A 14,783-nucleotide genomic window follows, 5' to 3' on the forward strand; every position below is an offset into this window, starting at 1 on the left:
GTATCAAGAAGTCGACCAATTGTTAGCGGCATAGGCTACAACCACTAAAAACAGTCACTTTGATCTACGCTTAATTTCAACTTTGCACCAGAACCGGCTTGACCAATGTTGACGGAGCGATAAGTGACTTTAGCTTTTGTGAAATGGATTTGGAAGATTCCATCGATTTGTCTATTTTGACCCGAGCTATTAAATTTTATCCACTTCTTAAGCCAATGCTGAAAGACGATCTACTTTTGAGCTTTCCTCATGACAGTGATGGGGAGGCGGTTAGCGAGCTGAATACGCGAACGCGGGGTTGGCATTTTGAAAGCAGCGAACCGATGTGGCCCGGATACTTTGAAGCAGAAGATAAGTTTGTTTCAATGGTGCTCTTAATGGCCGAGCCAGGAACATGTCGTATCGAGAAAACTGATGACTACACTGATGAACCAATTGTCTACACTTCATAGCGCTGGCACATAGATTTACTTCTAATTATTTAAAACAGAAAGGGAGTCTATAAATGCAAGCAATGTTAAGAGCTAAATGCAGGAAGCATAAACAGGAGTTCGCGAAAACTGCTGATATGTATAACTTTGAGGGATTCCAAGAGACTGTATCCAATGAAGAATTTCATGAACTGGGGCGGTTTACGTTTTTACAGGCCAAGACACACGTTGAAATGAAGGAAGCAGTTGTATATTCGGAGCGATTTCCCTTAATGGTCGGAAGGCTGTATCACACAGTCGTGCCTGCTCCTAAAATACCGTTCATGTGGCTTCTTCATGTAGAACGCGATTTGCCTGTTGATCAAACTGTGGCGAGGTACTATCAAAAAATGTGTAATGACTTTTTGACATCGTAAATAATGGTTGCGCTCTTTTAGTGAGACACAAAAAGCTCAACAATTTTATAGTTGTTGAGCTAGTTTATTGGCTTTTTAATTTTTTGTTTAACAATGGAGACGGCTGTAATTCTTTTAAATCCGACTTGATATATTTTACTACGCTTCGACTAACACCAAATTTTTCTGCGATTTTTCTTTCACTTGCTTGAGAATACTGTAGTTCGTCACAGATTTGCTGATAAATATATCTTTTCTGCGGGTCCTTAGCAGTTGGCGAATAAAGGCGCGGTTTACCTTTATACACTCCTCGCTGTTTGGCAATCTTTATTCCTTGCGATTGCCGCTCACGTATATGTTGACGTTCTGACTCAGCTTGGAACTTAAAGACCGCCAGCAAAACGTCAGTAAGCATGTTACGTAGCCCCTTATCGGGTATTGCGGAAAAATCGGGCAAATCGAGCGATTGAAACGATGCCCCTGTGTCTTTTATTGATTGAATTAACTTCGTTATATCATTTGCATTACGGCTAAGACGATCTAATGACATGACAAAAACAATGTCGTCGTCACGAATGTACTTTAGTAGTTTTTGTAGTTCTGGACGATTGGTATCTTTACCAGATTGTTTATCGGCGAATATTTTACTAACGCCGGCATTTTTTAATGCTGCATATTGCCTGCTTAGGTTTTGATCTGTGGAACTAACGCGTGCGTATCCGATTTTTGCCATTATATAAATACAGGTCCTTAAATAGATTGCTGTTTTGATGTTCCGTTGAAGTTTTGTATAACACCTTCGCTTGATCATATGTAAAACATGGTAACGATTTATCTGAAACGTAGAATTTTTTTTCTTCGTCAGACCACTCATAATTTCCGATATCCTGCATGAAGGCAATAATGGTCAGTTCTTGTGATACTTCATCAAAGTATTCAGAAAAATCTTCATCCAGATGTTCCTTTTTCTTTTTCATTTGTATTCTCCTAAAAGTCCACCCTAAAGTGCCACTTCAAATTATAACGCAATACTTGCTAAATTAAAGAATTAGATGTATTCTTTATTGGCACTTTAGGGTACACCCTAAAGTGTCGATACAAAAGGTCATAGAAGTATGAATGTTCAAAACCAGAAAATTATTGAAAGGTGCGGTAAATTTTACACTTAGCAAATGACGATTAAGGATAATCGGTCTTTTTTGCTAGCGCACATAGCGAACGATGATATTATTAATACAATAAAAACTTTGAGTTGAGTGAGAAAGTGATGGGGGTGAAAGCATGGACAATACAGCACTAGCACGTTTTATTACCTCACTGGGTAGCCTGAATGATTACGGCAGTACGGTAGCACAAACTAAACTTGCTTTAGATAGAAACAGTACGCAACCGCTTAACCAGAACGGTTCTGATGTAGCAATTTTTACGGATGCATTGAATGGCATTAAAGCTATTCAAAAAGAAGGTTTTAGTGCAGATGGAATCATCGCAATCAACAAGCAGTTTAAGTCACCCTCAAATGAGGAACCAGATATGCCTGGTCACTTGCGTAATGCTTATTACAACGATGATGACCGCATTGCGGTAACTGTTGAACAAAATGGTCAAACACACTATTTACCACCTGAGGTTGTTACGCATCAGGCTCTTGAAAAAATAGTCGATCAGTACCAAAATTCTAGTCACACGGAGACTGATGCTTGGCGCACGTTTGCCAAAATTGCGAAACTGCAGCCATTTCAGGATGGCAACAAACGTACCGCATTAATCGCTGCCAACGCAGCGTATGGCACTCTCGAAAACGGCAATTATCTAGTTTTGCCTTTCAATGATCTTGATCGTGCCGAGTTTACGATTAACCTGATGCGTTATTATCAAGCCGACGATGACACCGCTGAAGAGCAAGCGTTAAATAGAATGCTTAGTGTGTTACCAACGGATCGTGAACGCAAATTACATCGTCCACTAACCGATCAGGAAAAAGCTGGCTCAGTTACAACAACTACAACGACTGTGAAACCGATGTTTCGTAAACCGCCATTGAATCATGAGCGTGGAAGATAGTATTGCCAGTAAAGAGGAAATACAATGGGCAATAATAAACTGCTTTCAGAATTGTCGGAAACCCAGTGTTTTCAAGAGAAGCGTTGTAGGGACTTGTTAACGCAACTGAAGAGCTGTGACTTTTCAGATGATTACGCTAGTACGATTGATCAATATGATGCCTTAATTGAAGAGGCAAGAAAAAAACTTGGAACAGCTGCTACTGAAGAAAAAAGGATTGCCGCATTGAGAACCCTTAATTACAGATTGGCCAACACGGCCCAATATTACGAGGGACTAATGTTTCAGCATGGCTATTCCACAACGAATGCTGCGTCAGAAGGGTCTTAGTAACGAAAATAAAAAGCACAAATTATCGTAGTTTCTGAAGCAATTGCACTTTTGCCAAAATGCAATCCTGAGGCAGATTTGATGATTTTCAATGGTGATGTTATTGATCAGATTCTGAAGAATTACTGGAAATGGTCAAAACTAGTGTGGTGGTAATTACGAGACGTAAATCAATACTCTAATAAAAAGGAATCGTCGATTGAAACGACGGTTCCTTTTTATAAACACTAATTGTATTGCTAGTTTTGAGCTGGCAAGCCAATATATTCTCTCAAGTATTTTTGAAGATCTTCATTATCAGCTATTTGAGTTTCAGCAAAGCTTACATAGTTTCCTTCAGCCATTGTTTGCATCAACTGGCCACTGATTTGATGCTTGAGATTACATACTTTAAGCACTTTCATTATATCTTCAGACTGAATAGCCTGATCGAGATATTCAGTGGTTTTTTTACGATACTCTTTTGCTGAGTTGATCAGGTTTTCTTGAGTTGCTTTGATTGAATCCTCAAACTTAAACTCGCTGTCAGCCATTTGCTTCGGCACAACTCTAAGCGTGGCTGAGTGTGCGTCTAAATTGTCCTTGATAGCAGTGTTTACTATTAGTGCTTTATTATCTTTAACTTTCTGAATGATAGATCTATTTGCAGTGGTAACAAGGTTTTCAAGGAGGTCTTTGTCATCCTTACTAGCTTGTGTACCGACATACACCGATTTCTGAACTTCTGGGTCAACAAGTAGCATTTCAATTTCGTTATAAGGGAGCACGTAAATACCTGCATCAGGTGTAAAGTTAATGAGACTGTCTCCGTCAATCAATCCAAGGGCAGAGAACTTGAAGAGCCGAGAATCTTTTACTTTATTGACTGCTTTTGTGTATCTAATTACATCGTTGTGATCTCCGATGGGTACTACTAAATAGTTTTTCCCATACAATGAAGAGTAAACGTTGTGATCATCTGAGTCAGGCTTTCCTTCACAGAATAGAACAGGTTTTTGTGAACCGACAAGCTGTGCTAATAGGGTTTTAGGCAGGCCTGTATCAGTCGCAGGTTCTAAGTTATATTCGTTTTTAGAAGCATCACTGTCATGTAACCAGAGCAGTTCTGCTGAAGACTGTGAGTCAATGAATTCTTGACTGTGTGAAATAAAGATGAAGTGACAATCCGATCGGTATTCAGTGATTAATTTCCAAAGCTGTTTATAAAAGCCGGATTGAGATTTGTTTCAGGCTCGTCGACAATAATAATGGAGCCATCTGGAACAATGACTGACAAACACAAAAAGTATAGAACGGCACGTTCTCCGGTACTCATTGAATTTACTGATCGTCGGTGGTTTTGATTTTTATCAGCAACATATACACTTTGGCTCAGTGGATCGGACCATATAGTTACGTTAGGAAAAAACTGACTCCATAAATTATTTAGTTTGTCCAAAAGTGTGATGGGCGGCGTGTCGGTAGAACTCTGTTTTTGAATTTGTGAGCGCTGGTGCGTGTCGACGACAACAATATCGCTCGCATTCGATACGTACGATAACATATTGGTAAATGCTGCTTCCATGGCCGAAACGGACTGTAGCAAAGCGGAAGATTCAGAGTTATCTTTACTTGCTTTTCGCATTGCATTCGACTGGTCTGAAAACATTTTGTACAAATTTTTGGTCTGGTCTGTATTTGTGTTGTATATTTCTGAAGGTAAGTTGTAACTGTTACCATATCCAGAATAGTTGTAAAGAAAACGATCTGCCGGTGCGAAGGTAACATTATCGTACTCTACATAAGCGTTGTGCAAAAAGCTTGCAAAGCTTGTTTTTCCAGCACCATTTGGTCCCGCAATGAGTATGTTTTTTTTGTGTCTGACAAAAGTTGAACGTATTTAAGACCGTCGATTGCTGATAATATTTTTTGTGTGGTTGCATCTATTTCGCCCAGTCTGTTGTTCATTTGCTCAGTTGCATAGGGATCTCGGGGTGCATTTGGGTTTACCAGAAAGTCAACGGCTGAAGAAATAAACTGCCAATAATTGTAAAGATCTGAATTTAATTTGTTTAGTGTACGCGTTAATGTTTTGTGAATATCGATGCCATTGAGATATTTCAAGGCTTCAGTTATAGTTTTTTTCCATTGCTTTAATGTTCGAAAGAAGATTGCGAAGACATATGTAGTCTACCTCGGGGTCAGAGCTTGTAAGAGAAGCTTTGATTTTTTCATCCGAATTTTTGAGCTGCTCAAGGGCTAGTGATAGCTGGTATTTTTGATCTTTCGGATCCTTTTTATCCATAATAAATCTCCTAATTTCTAAGTGTTTAATATCTCGACATACTATTTTTCTCAAGTATACAACCGTTACTGCTCAGTTGTTATGGGGAGATAAGTATCAAATGGCTTAAAAAGGATTGAATTGCGCTTTCGACAATTCAATCCTTACTTTTTACATTTCTGATGTTTAACAGGTCGATTTTTTGACCATCTTTAAGTATAATCTGCGTTTCATAATAACCTGCTATATGACCAACCACATCTGGTTGCAAGTGTCCATCACTAGCGTTACTGTACAGCTGCAATCGTACAGCATAATTATTGGCGAAGGCAGACTGCAATATTTGACCAATCTCTGCCGGTGTCATAATTGTTTTGGGTTGAATGACTTCAGCTCTTTTTTTTGCCTGTTTGTTCAGTTGAGCTGTGTGATCACTAAGATAGTAGCCTTGCCATTTAAGCATGCCGCGATCGACGTAGTCATGGTGAAAGAACTCCTTTACTAAATCTGGGTCATAGGGTTCTTCATTACTCATAAGCGTTACCTCCGTTATGACCACCAACCAGTGACGCACGGTTGATTGCAGTGCCGCCCTTGATTGCGCTGCGTGCGAAAACAAGTGAAGTGAAGCCAAACTTCTGACGTACTTTATCCACTACGCGTTCAAAGTCAGCATTGCGTACCTGGTCTTCAGGCTGTTTGAACAAGTCTAGTTGCTGCACATTAGAAGGCGCCAAACGTGCTGTGTACACCGAGACGTTGCGAATGATTTCACCCTGCCATTGTTCACGGAACATGCTAATTAGAGCGGCTACAATGGGTTTATTGTCATTAGTCGGATCAATGCGTAATTGTTGATGGAAACCGCCGCGACCAGTGGCTTCGCTGGCAGCGTAGGAGAAGCCGATACCTAGTGATAGACTGGCCGTTGTTTTGTGATGACTGCGTAAACGTGCGGCGACCTGTTCACCAATCTCTTTGATCACAGTTTCAATTTCATATTGCTTGCTGTAATCACGTGGTAGGACTTGTGAGTTACCAATGCTGGATGACTTTACCGGCACACGTTTACTGACTTGCGTTCGGTCTACACCCCAGGATAACGCAAACAGCTGAGATCCAATAACTCCCAGCTCAGCTTTTAGTTTGTACGGACTGTAATGTGCCAGCTCGTACATATTGTGAATGCCAAGCCGGTTAAGGTGCTTAGCCGTTCGATCAGCAATGCTCCAAACATCGGTTAATTTTTGAATAGTCCAAATTTTGTCAGGGACATTTTGATAGTTGATTATGCCGATTAGACTGGGCTGATGCTTGGCGTACACGTCTAAGGCAATCTTAGCCTGAACTGGGTTTTCACCAATTCCAACAGTTACATATAAACCTAGTTCCTCGTGCACGGTGCGTTGGATTTTTTTGGCGACATCTAGCGGTGTTTTTCCGAATAACCGCCATGAATGAGTCATATCAAGAATGGATTCATCGATTGAGTATGGCCATAAATCTTCATCGGCAACAAAACGCCTGAAGATATCGTTAATTTGTAAGTTACGTTTGATGTATAGGTTCATGCGCGGCGGCACCACAATCAAAGCTTCATCTTGGGGCAAATCACGTTGGCGAGATACGTTGGCTTTGAGCCCGTATCGTTTTTTTGCTTCAGGAGAAGTTGCTAAGATTAGACCGCCATTGGTGTTTTCTTGTTCACTCATGACTACCATGTTGACAGTCAGTGGGTTGTATCCACGTAGAGAAGCCTCTACGCTGCAGTAAAAGGACTTATTATCCACTAAAAAATATACGCCGTGCGGTTCAACGTCATAGTCGTAGTCCATAATACAGTCCCCTTCCTACAAATTAATTAATGCGGGCGTAATCTTCATAGGTTTTGACCACGTATTTGCGTCCGCTATGCTCAATCCAGTCTTCAAAATCAGACTGCAGTCTCGTTTGAAGATCTGGGCGATCGGCATAATAACGAAAAAGTGGCAAGCTTTGCATTGTAAAATGTGCACCTGGTGGGCAACACAATAATTGTGCTAACCAGCGTTGATCTGTTGTTGTTAATTGCATAATATCCTCTAAAAGACGTGGCATAAACGCATTCTGAGCACACGTTGAATTTATTTGGTGGGCACTTTTACTTGTGCGTTAGATTTCTTAGATGACACTGCTTCTGGCTTATCAGGATTGGGTTCTAAATTAAAATGTGCCATTACGCGGTCGTAAAGTTGCTGTTCAATATCGGAGTGTTGTCGTAACCAATCCACACCGTTTTTAACACCTTGACCAATGTGCTCATGATCATATGAATACCAAGCGCCTGATTTTTCAATGTAGTCGAGATCTACGGCGTGTTGAAAAATATCAGCCGTGCGAGAAATTCCTTCACCATATAACATTTGAACTTCAGCAGTTCTGAATGGTGGGAAAACTTTGTTTTTAACGACTTTGATTTTTGTCATGTTGCCATAGACGGGGTGTTCTTTATCAGATGAGTCTTTTAATTGCTCGGCTTTACGGACATCCAGACGAATAGTTGAATAGAACTTTAATGCTCGTCCGCCGGGGGTTGTTTCTGGATTACCAAACATGACACCGACTTTTTCACGGATCTGATTAATGAAGATGATTGTTGTATTGGTTTTGTTCAACGTTCCGGCCAGTTTACGTAGTGCTTGTGACATAAGACGGGCCTGTAGTCCAACATGAGCATCGCCCATTTCACCTTCAATTTCAGCTCGCGGTACTAGGGCAGCAACTGAATCTACAACGATGAGACTTATTGCGCCTGAGCCAACAAGTTCATCGGTGATTTGCAAACCTTGTTCACCGCTGTCGGGTTGTGATAGTAATAAATCATCTACGTTAACGTTTAGTTTGCGGGCGTATGAGACGTCCAAGGCATTCTCGGCATCAATGTAGGCGACCATGCCACCAGCTTTTTGAACGGCTGCTACGGCATGTAAGGCAAGAGTCGTTTTACCTGAAGATTCGGGGCCAAAAATTTCGACCACCCTTCCCTTGGGGAAACCGCCACCAGTTATCAGATCTACTGATAGGACACCGGAACTATTTCGTTCAATGTTTGAGTTGGCACTATCACTCATTTTGATAACGGCCGTGTCACCAAAGCTTTTTTTGATTTTAGTTAGTGCTTTATCTAGTGAAGTTGCACGCCCTTTTGCGTCATCTAAACTGATGAACACGGGCTGCTCCAGAACTGCTGACTTAGATTTTGCCATTGCTGTTCCTCCTAAAACACGAACATATGTTTTGAACAACGAAAGTATATCACATAATTAAGAACCTGTGTTCCCTAAAAATATAAAAATAAAGTCCATTAATATACTCGTATACTAGTGGATTAATGGATAAGTGGAAAAGTATACTAATCCACTAAATCGAAATATAACCACATAGACTTCAAAACTATTCGGTTAGAACATAGTTGGCTGAAGTTTATCAAAAATGCATTAATGGAAAAGTGTACTAGTATACTTTTCCATTAATGCATTTTTGGTTTATCTATTTTGAATTTAGTATACAAGTGGACAAGTACATTAGTATACTTGTCCACTTGTATACTAAAAAGGACACCTGATGGCGTCCTTACTGATTTACTTAGCATCTTTAGTGCGCTGCATAGTATCAAAAATCTCACGTTCGCGAGCTGACATCTGATTAGTCTTGTAATCTTCAATTGCTTCATTAACGAGTTCGTACATTTTAATGTCCTTAATGTAAGCAATTGTTTTCAGCGTTTCATAAACTGGTGGATCAACACGCAAGCTCTTGCGTTGGGAGGCTGAATACTCGTTGACTTTCTTAGCAGGGGAGGGCGTTGTATTCTGATTAGCTAAGCGATCTGTATTGACTCGTTTATCAACATCAACGTTGAAGGCATCGGCATCTTTTTTAATCAAGGCCATGTGGATCCAGCTCCTTTCCTAACTTGGTTAGTCGATTTCCGTGCATGTATTGAGCAGAATACTGATAATCTTCTGGAATATCACCAGTCGTTTCAAAGAGATGAATCCGTTCTTTTAACTCACAGAAAAGATCAGAGAAAATAGAGAACATGCGATTGTCATGCCAATCATCAAACTGAACACCGTATTCACCGTAGTTTTCCAAACGCTGATGATTTTTGATAATCTGATCAAAGATGTATTGCTGACCAAAGTATTCCGTCGTTTTATCCACGATCTTTTGTTCTACCGGATGACTCCGGTCCAAGAGGACCAGCAGGACACCTGCTACCTGGATATCGATTTCATCGTGGAAGTCATTATACAAAGTTTGCAGGTACGTACTGGTAAGATCTTTAGATCCTTCAAAAGCGAAACGTTTTGTTTCTTGGACGACGATAACGTAGTTTGTGGCCACCATAATGTTATCGACTTTGATATCGGTTGCCGGTGGCGTGTCGATGAAAACGTAGTCGTATTGGTCTTTGATTTTATCCAAAAGTTCTTTGAAGTAAAAAGTCCGTTTGTGCACACCTTTAACATGATCGGCCAACCAGGTGCTCCAATTACGAAAGTCTTTATCACCGGCAATTGCATCCAGGTTATCGGTAAGGTGAACGATGCCTTCGCTGAGATCTCGATCTTCAAGACAGCGAGTAATCGATGCTGGCCATTCTGATCGGTTAAAGGTTAGACCGAGCATGAATGTGCTGTTGGCTTGCAGGTCCATATCTATATGTAAAACTTTCTTTTTGAACACGCTGGCTACAGTAATAGCGAACATGACATTGTTGGTCGTTTTGCCAACGCCACCTTTTTGGTTACTTAGGGCAATTACGTAAGTCATAAAATCCCTCCTCGTAAGTACACAAGTATACTTGTGTACTTTTGCTATGACTTGAGTTTAACACTCCCCTACCCTTTGTCAACATAAAATAGCAAAAGTATACTTTTATGTAAAAGGCATAATATCAGCACATTATAAAGTATACTTTTCCACTAATATACTAATGGAAAAGTATATTAGTGTCTTAGTACAATAGTGGATTAGTCGATTAGTATACGAGTGGATAAGTACACAAGTATACTAATCTCAACAAAAGTATACTTGTGTGAAAAGGTGTTTACAACAAGGATATAAAGTTGTATTCTCATGGTGTAAAAGAAATCACTGATTGTTTTAAGAGCAAAAAGAAAACCGACTTCCTTAGAAGTCGGTGTATGAGCACTTAAGAGTACCCAACAGCTAAATTATCGTTTCGGTCTTCAAGTTTGGCGACAAGAATAGTCCGAAACTTTTCAATAGTCATTGTAATTCGATTGATATAAACTGTCAATTCATTTGCTGAGAACTATATTTCTCAGCTGAAGTTGTTCTTTACTTTTTTTTGATGGCGATGTACATTGACTGTAATTTAATATCATTAAAAAATTTAGTGAGCACTTTCGGAGTATCCAACAGCAATCGTTAATAGCTTTGTTTTGGCGACCAAATCTATTAACAATCATAATTTGTCGAATACGTTTAAGGATACAGAATGGTTTTATGTATACTCCGTAATAGTTTAGCCTGCTAGGTTTATTTAGCAGGCTATTTTTCTGCTCGCGGAAAGGGCAAACTATGCCTTCCTACGACAATTCATGGGGCGCAGTTGAGCTGATTTTGCATGATTCACTGCACCGTTACAAACAAGTACATAGCAAGAAAGTGGTGTCGCTGGTTCCTGAAACCAACGATAAGAAGGGTGCTGTGGCCGTTTTTCGGTCAAAGGGCCAGCTTAAACGTGGTCATGGCTTGGTCATGACGTCACTTGAAGCCTTGCAACAACACCAATCTGAGTTCACTCACTGGACGCCGAACACACATGTCTGGCTTGGTTACAATGGTGACCGAGACAGCTTACGTGGCATGGACAAAACTAATATCAGCCAGATCAACACGTTCGTGGTGGACGTGGATTTTGAAGACGATAACGAACGTGACAAGCATGCTGAAGATGTTAATAATGCCAGTGTCTTGGACACGTTAGGCGGCACTGGGATCCCAACGCTCATGCTGAAGACTGATCGTGGTTATCAGATCTATTATGTTCTCAAGGAGCCGGCGTTTGTGGCCAAGCGTAAGAGCGGATCAATGCCTGTGATCGCAACGGCCGAGAAGATTGCTGATAATTTAAAATTGTATCTATCAAAAAGCCTGTCCAACGTTGATTTGCATTGCTCTGCGTTAGGTGTATTTCGTATGCCAACTAACCAGAATACGATCTGGTTTGATCCAACCAGCACCTATTCCTTTGATGACTTGATGTCCTGGAGTATGCGACAAACGAAAGCAGCTCAAAAAGCCAAGCTGGTCAAAATTGGTTTACATAGTGTTCGGCGGGTTACTCGTCGACAAATTGATCAGTCCTGGTACCAGGGCTTAATTCATTGTACCGCCGTTAGTCCGGACTGTGGACAGGATGTTGGGCGGCACAATACATTGTTTACATTGGCGTTGGCCAACTATTCATCAAACGTCCCTGAAGAGGCTGCGTTAGTTTCACTGATTGAATTTAACGAACGTCTGGAGCTGCCTTTGTCTGCAAGAGCCGTTGAACTAGTGGTCAGAGACGCTTATAGCGGTAAGTTTGCTGGTGCCCGTAAGGATTATATCCAAGCGCTGCTAGAAGCCTGGGACGTGCCTGAAGTAGCTAAAACCGTTGATCGTCGTAACTGGTATAAGTTCGCCAAGCCACGTAATGAGCGGTCTTATTCACATGTGTCTGAATGGGCGGTCGACGTTTTAAAATTCATTAATGCCAGAGGACAGGGGAAAGCCCGCGTACAGTTGAGTACACGGGCTATTCGTGATGCATTGAAGATCTCGGCTGGGTCGCTGAACAAAGTTCTGAAGCAACTACGTGAATCTGGACAGTTGATCATGCGGGCCGGTAAAGGCTCACAAGCGCCTGAACTAGCAACCATTAGTATGCTTCTAACAGCGGCCATGACGCGGCGTCTGAAGGTCGCCAGTGACTGGTGGGCCTATGTCCAGGACCAGCTTCAAAAGTATCGCCAACCGGACGCTGTTGAACCCGTTGCTGAAGCAGTAGATTTATTTGATGTGCCAGAGGCAATCTTAACCTCGTAAAATTTGTGCTCTAAATTGCCATTAACGGGTTTATGTCTTAGAAAGTTTGCTTGGTTGACACGCGTGTTTAAAAATTTACGATTGCGTTTTATGCATGCTGGGCGTATATTAAAGATGTGGTTATCGAACGTATGTTCTTGTTGTAAACCTTGTTGGTTCGGGGTTTTGACCGTCATTGCATAAATGTTTTTATGATAATTGAGTGACGCAGTCAAGGCTTTAAACTGCATGGTTTGTGAGATGAATTAAAATTTGGTGATTGCTTAATAATTTTTTACGAGCTACGATTTTTGCGTAATTAATTGTTGGTCCTCGTACACGAGGGCATTAAAAAAAGGGTGCTCCAAGATGCAATAAGGGTACTGGTACTACCAGAATTGCAGAGCTTGGTTGACACGAAAACGTACTTCACTACGTTTTCATGAAAGCACTCCTGATCGCTGTTGTTGTACGCAACAGCACTTCTATTTTAGCAGTTAATTCACTAACTTTCTACACTTAGTCGTAGTGCACCGAAATGCTTTTAGATAGGCCTTGAGGACACTTTGATGCAGTGGTTTGTGAATTAGCAACACATGAGGCGACTAGTTCCCCCCAGAGCTTGTGTTGGCTTCTATTCCCCAGATGTCTTTTGCCGAGTGTGTTAACTGTTAATTGGAGTGTGAGTGTATGCAGTGGTTCATCGGGACTGTTGACGTGAAAGCGTTGGCAGTCCCTTTTTTAGTGCCTTCATGTTTGAGGATCAGCAAGACAGAATGTGTCGCCAAAGGCGGTTTTTACCGTCATCATTCTGGGCAGTCGTAACAGGTTCGAAGGGGTAGGGGATTTTTATGATCGTTAAAGCATATATTCCAGCGGTTCGGTTGCATGAGTTTGGGTTCGTGAAGACGGTTGATGATCAGGATGCTGGTGAGCGGTTTTGGCAGTATCGGGCTCGTGTCGGTTATTTTCGCCGGGGGTCAGTGATGTTTAAAGTAACCGTCCTTGATCATGCTCGTGGATCACGAGAGTGGGCGAGAATCACGTTTAAAACTTATTTGCGTGAGTCGCCGGCGATTGGGCTGAGTCAGTCCGCATCATCGTTATTTGAGCAAAATATAACGCGAGTTTTGCGGTATTTAAAACCAGTCATTGGGACAGTGTATTTTTCACCAGATTTTGGCCATGATTGGAAAGCTGACGAGCAGTACGTGTATTTGGAGCGAGAAGCAGCAAAGGGGACTGGACAACATGCCATCAATCAGTGATTTACAACGTTTATTGCGTGACCACCCTGAATTTTTTGATTCCGAGCACGACGATGAACATTGCTCTGAATGTAACGCTATCAAGCGGCTTGGTCGGCAAATTTGGCTTGGTTCGCCAAACAGGCTAGCACGCGATTCGAATTATGTCCGTTTTTGCTGGTTTGAGACACACAGTATTCGTGCCGTTGCGAGAATGACTGCACAGAGCCGACCGGCTGTAAGAGAGACGCTCGCGCGTCAAGGGCTGTATCACGGTAATAAGGGGGCCGCATCATGATCGCCTATGGATTCAAGATGGGTCAGTCGGGCATTATCGATCGGGATCATCGTATTTATTGGCGGGTTCCGACAGTGCTCAAGTCGATTTTTTCTGTTGAAGAAAAAGAGATGCGGCGCTGGACTGAAGGTGCTGGCGTCTTAGCGGTGGCTCCTGATGAAACTGGTCAATTATGCGTGGTGTGTGTGTATGCGATCGTCAGTCAATCGCAGCGCATCAATGCCAAAGGGCAAGCACCCATTGATCCGAATCGTTTACCGTATATTGACTGTGTTATTTCACAGATCAATGGTCCGGCGTTGCAGGTGTTTGAATTTGTTAAGGCCTTGTCGGATGAACAAATGGAACTGAGCCTGTTGAAAACGGCTGAGGAACATCTAGATCAGCATTCACGACGATCTAGTCGTGACAAGACTAATAAGCAGGTAACGGGTGACGCGTGATGATCATTAAACAGCGACCAATTTATGAGATTAGTCGAACCGCCTATGTGCAACATGAAAAGCAGAAACAGATTCAAGGCAAATTAGCCGACTTTCCACGTGAGCGTGTGTTTATGAAATGGGCAGCCAATGTTGCACTAGTAATCATCGTAGTTTTGTTGATTCTGGTCGTGATTTTTGCGGTTTTGCCCACGCTGCACTGGCCGCGTCTGGGATTTTAGGGAGAGAC

20 protein-coding genes are annotated in these 14,783 nt (G+C 41.7%); 9 read left to right on the forward strand and 11 right to left on the reverse strand.

The window, feature by feature from the left end:
• The first annotated feature begins 143 nt into the window (after nucleotides 1–143).
• Nucleotides 144–452 carry a hypothetical protein gene (locus tag G400_RS0108860; RefSeq protein WP_027827220.1) on the forward strand — a complete coding sequence of 103 codons (309 nt, stop codon included), beginning with the start codon at nucleotides 144–146 and terminating at the stop codon, nucleotides 450–452.
• Between the two features lie 53 nt (nucleotides 453–505).
• Nucleotides 506–847 carry a hypothetical protein gene (locus tag G400_RS0108865; protein ID WP_017262341.1) on the forward strand — a complete coding sequence of 114 codons (342 nt, stop codon included), beginning with the start codon at nucleotides 506–508 and terminating at the stop codon, nucleotides 845–847.
• 64 nt (nucleotides 848–911) lie between these two features.
• On the opposite strand, the gene G400_RS0108870 is transcribed toward G400_RS0108865, so the two are convergent.
• Nucleotides 912–1,559: a recombinase family protein gene (locus tag G400_RS0108870; RefSeq protein ID WP_017262342.1), complete on the reverse strand. Its 648-nt coding sequence runs from the start codon at nucleotides 1,557–1,559 to the stop codon at nucleotides 912–914.
• Entirely contained in the window at nucleotides 1,531–1,803 is a 273-nt protein-coding gene (locus G400_RS0108875) for a hypothetical protein (RefSeq protein WP_017262343.1), read from the reverse strand. The genes G400_RS0108870 and G400_RS0108875 overlap by 29 nt, the downstream gene beginning before the upstream one ends.
• A gap of 304 nt (nucleotides 1,804–2,107) precedes the next feature.
• On the opposite strand from G400_RS0108875, the gene G400_RS0108880 reads away from it, so the two are divergent.
• Entirely contained in the window at nucleotides 2,108–2,890 is a 783-nt protein-coding gene (locus G400_RS0108880; RefSeq protein WP_017262344.1) for a Fic family protein, read from the forward strand.
• 24 nt (nucleotides 2,891–2,914) lie between these two features.
• Nucleotides 2,915–3,220 carry a hypothetical protein gene (locus G400_RS0108885; protein ID WP_017262345.1) on the forward strand — a complete coding sequence of 102 codons (306 nt, stop codon included), beginning with the start codon at nucleotides 2,915–2,917 and terminating at the stop codon, nucleotides 3,218–3,220.
• A 239-nt stretch (nucleotides 3,221–3,459) separates the two neighbouring features.
• Here the strand turns inward: G400_RS0108885 and G400_RS16660 are convergent, their stop codons facing one another.
• From G400_RS16660 to prgP, 9 genes are all read right to left on the reverse strand, one after another.
• Nucleotides 3,460–4,404, reverse strand: a complete 945-nt coding sequence (locus G400_RS16660; RefSeq protein ID WP_338085480.1) for a DUF4435 domain-containing protein — start codon at nucleotides 4,402–4,404, stop codon at nucleotides 3,460–3,462.
• Nucleotides 4,404–4,844, reverse strand: coding sequence for an OLD family protein (locus G400_RS16395; protein ID WP_162129505.1), 441 nt, complete (start codon nucleotides 4,842–4,844; stop codon nucleotides 4,404–4,406). Before G400_RS16395 ends, G400_RS16660 begins: the two co-directional genes overlap by 1 nt.
• Nucleotides 4,845–5,327: 483 nt before the next feature.
• Complete coding sequence (locus G400_RS16310; protein ID WP_017262347.1) at nucleotides 5,328–5,504, reverse strand: hypothetical protein; 177 nt, start codon at nucleotides 5,502–5,504, stop codon at nucleotides 5,328–5,330.
• A 136-nt stretch (nucleotides 5,505–5,640) separates the two neighbouring features.
• Nucleotides 5,641–6,018 (reverse strand): hypothetical protein, encoded by a 378-nt coding sequence (locus G400_RS0108910; RefSeq protein ID WP_017262348.1) that lies wholly within the window; start codon nucleotides 6,016–6,018, stop codon nucleotides 5,641–5,643.
• Nucleotides 6,011–7,318: a Y-family DNA polymerase gene (locus G400_RS0108915; protein WP_017262349.1), complete on the reverse strand. Its 1,308-nt coding sequence runs from the start codon at nucleotides 7,316–7,318 to the stop codon at nucleotides 6,011–6,013. The genes G400_RS0108910 and G400_RS0108915 overlap by 8 nt, the downstream gene beginning before the upstream one ends.
• A 22-nt stretch (nucleotides 7,319–7,340) precedes the next feature.
• Nucleotides 7,341–7,556 carry a hypothetical protein gene (locus G400_RS0108920; protein WP_017262350.1) on the reverse strand — a complete coding sequence of 72 codons (216 nt, stop codon included), beginning with the start codon at nucleotides 7,554–7,556 and terminating at the stop codon, nucleotides 7,341–7,343.
• Nucleotides 7,557–7,606: 50 nt separating this feature from the next.
• On the reverse strand, nucleotides 7,607–8,728 hold the full coding sequence (gene recA / locus G400_RS0108925) for a recombinase RecA (RefSeq protein ID WP_017262351.1): 1,122 nt from the start codon (nucleotides 8,726–8,728) through the stop codon (nucleotides 7,607–7,609).
• Nucleotides 8,729–9,103: 375 nt separating this feature from the next.
• Nucleotides 9,104–9,415, reverse strand: a complete 312-nt coding sequence (locus G400_RS0108930) for a hypothetical protein (protein ID WP_017262352.1) — start codon at nucleotides 9,413–9,415, stop codon at nucleotides 9,104–9,106.
• On the reverse strand, nucleotides 9,402–10,301 hold the full coding sequence (prgP, locus tag G400_RS0108935) for a ParA superfamily DNA segregation protein PrgP (RefSeq protein WP_017262353.1): 900 nt from the start codon (nucleotides 10,299–10,301) through the stop codon (nucleotides 9,402–9,404). The genes G400_RS0108930 and prgP overlap by 14 nt, the downstream gene beginning before the upstream one ends.
• Before the next feature lie 774 nt (nucleotides 10,302–11,075).
• Here prgP and G400_RS14895 point away from each other — a divergent pair.
• The 5 genes from G400_RS14895 (at nucleotide 11,076) to G400_RS0108960 (ending at nucleotide 14,775) form a co-directional block, all read left to right on the forward strand.
• Nucleotides 11,076–12,587 (forward strand): primase C-terminal domain-containing protein, encoded by a 1,512-nt coding sequence (locus tag G400_RS14895; protein WP_017262354.1) that lies wholly within the window; start codon nucleotides 11,076–11,078, stop codon nucleotides 12,585–12,587.
• An 830-nt stretch (nucleotides 12,588–13,417) separates the two neighbouring features.
• Nucleotides 13,418–13,834, forward strand: a complete 417-nt coding sequence (locus G400_RS0108945) for a hypothetical protein (RefSeq protein ID WP_017262355.1) — start codon at nucleotides 13,418–13,420, stop codon at nucleotides 13,832–13,834.
• Nucleotides 13,818–14,111 (forward strand): hypothetical protein, encoded by a 294-nt coding sequence (locus G400_RS0108950; RefSeq protein WP_017262356.1) that lies wholly within the window; start codon nucleotides 13,818–13,820, stop codon nucleotides 14,109–14,111. Before G400_RS0108945 ends, G400_RS0108950 begins: the two co-directional genes overlap by 17 nt.
• Nucleotides 14,108–14,554 (forward strand): hypothetical protein, encoded by a 447-nt coding sequence (locus G400_RS0108955; RefSeq protein ID WP_017262357.1) that lies wholly within the window; start codon nucleotides 14,108–14,110, stop codon nucleotides 14,552–14,554. Before G400_RS0108950 ends, G400_RS0108955 begins: the two co-directional genes overlap by 4 nt.
• Complete coding sequence (locus G400_RS0108960) at nucleotides 14,554–14,775, forward strand: hypothetical protein (RefSeq protein ID WP_017262358.1); 222 nt, start codon at nucleotides 14,554–14,556, stop codon at nucleotides 14,773–14,775. The genes G400_RS0108955 and G400_RS0108960 overlap by 1 nt, the downstream gene beginning before the upstream one ends.
• Nucleotides 14,776–14,783 lie beyond the last annotated feature (8 nt).

Origin of the sequence: Furfurilactobacillus rossiae DSM 15814, from assembly GCF_000428925.1 — a bacterium.
GTDB classification, from domain to species: domain Bacteria; phylum Bacillota; class Bacilli; order Lactobacillales; family Lactobacillaceae; genus Furfurilactobacillus; species Furfurilactobacillus rossiae.

Excerpts from the sequence above, each read along its gene's own strand:
- G400_RS0108860 (WP_027827220.1), top strand. The coding sequence starts at position 144 with ATGGATTTGGAAGATTCCATCGATTTGTCTATTTTGACCCGAGCTATT.
- G400_RS0108865 (WP_017262341.1), top strand. The coding sequence starts at position 506 with ATGCAAGCAATGTTAAGAGCTAAATGCAGGAAGCATAAACAGGAGTTC.
- G400_RS0108870 (WP_017262342.1), bottom strand. The coding sequence starts at position 1,559 with ATGGCAAAAATCGGATACGCACGCGTTAGTTCCACAGATCAAAACCTA.
- G400_RS0108875 (WP_017262343.1), bottom strand. The coding sequence starts at position 1,803 with ATGAAAAAGAAAAAGGAACATCTGGATGAAGATTTTTCTGAATACTTT.
- G400_RS0108880 (WP_017262344.1), top strand. The coding sequence starts at position 2,108 with ATGGACAATACAGCACTAGCACGTTTTATTACCTCACTGGGTAGCCTG.
- G400_RS0108885 (WP_017262345.1), top strand. The coding sequence starts at position 2,915 with ATGGGCAATAATAAACTGCTTTCAGAATTGTCGGAAACCCAGTGTTTT.
- G400_RS16395 (WP_162129505.1), bottom strand. The coding sequence starts at position 4,844 with ATGCGAAAAGCAAGTAAAGATAACTCTGAATCTTCCGCTTTGCTACAG.
- G400_RS16310 (WP_017262347.1), bottom strand. The coding sequence starts at position 5,504 with ATGGATAAAAAGGATCCGAAAGATCAAAAATACCAGCTATCACTAGCC.
- G400_RS0108910 (WP_017262348.1), bottom strand. The coding sequence starts at position 6,018 with ATGAGTAATGAAGAACCCTATGACCCAGATTTAGTAAAGGAGTTCTTT.
- G400_RS0108915 (WP_017262349.1), bottom strand. The coding sequence starts at position 7,318 with ATGGACTACGACTATGACGTTGAACCGCACGGCGTATATTTTTTAGTG.
- G400_RS0108920 (WP_017262350.1), bottom strand. The coding sequence starts at position 7,556 with ATGCAATTAACAACAACAGATCAACGCTGGTTAGCACAATTATTGTGT.
- recA (WP_017262351.1), bottom strand. The coding sequence starts at position 8,728 with ATGGCAAAATCTAAGTCAGCAGTTCTGGAGCAGCCCGTGTTCATCAGT.
- G400_RS0108930 (WP_017262352.1), bottom strand. The coding sequence starts at position 9,415 with ATGGCCTTGATTAAAAAAGATGCCGATGCCTTCAACGTTGATGTTGAT.
- prgP (WP_017262353.1), bottom strand. The coding sequence starts at position 10,301 with ATGACTTACGTAATTGCCCTAAGTAACCAAAAAGGTGGCGTTGGCAAA.
- G400_RS14895 (WP_017262354.1), top strand. The coding sequence starts at position 11,076 with ATGCCTTCCTACGACAATTCATGGGGCGCAGTTGAGCTGATTTTGCAT.
- G400_RS0108945 (WP_017262355.1), top strand. The coding sequence starts at position 13,418 with ATGATCGTTAAAGCATATATTCCAGCGGTTCGGTTGCATGAGTTTGGG.
- G400_RS0108950 (WP_017262356.1), top strand. The coding sequence starts at position 13,818 with ATGCCATCAATCAGTGATTTACAACGTTTATTGCGTGACCACCCTGAA.
- G400_RS0108955 (WP_017262357.1), top strand. The coding sequence starts at position 14,108 with ATGATCGCCTATGGATTCAAGATGGGTCAGTCGGGCATTATCGATCGG.
- G400_RS0108960 (WP_017262358.1), top strand. The coding sequence starts at position 14,554 with ATGATCATTAAACAGCGACCAATTTATGAGATTAGTCGAACCGCCTAT.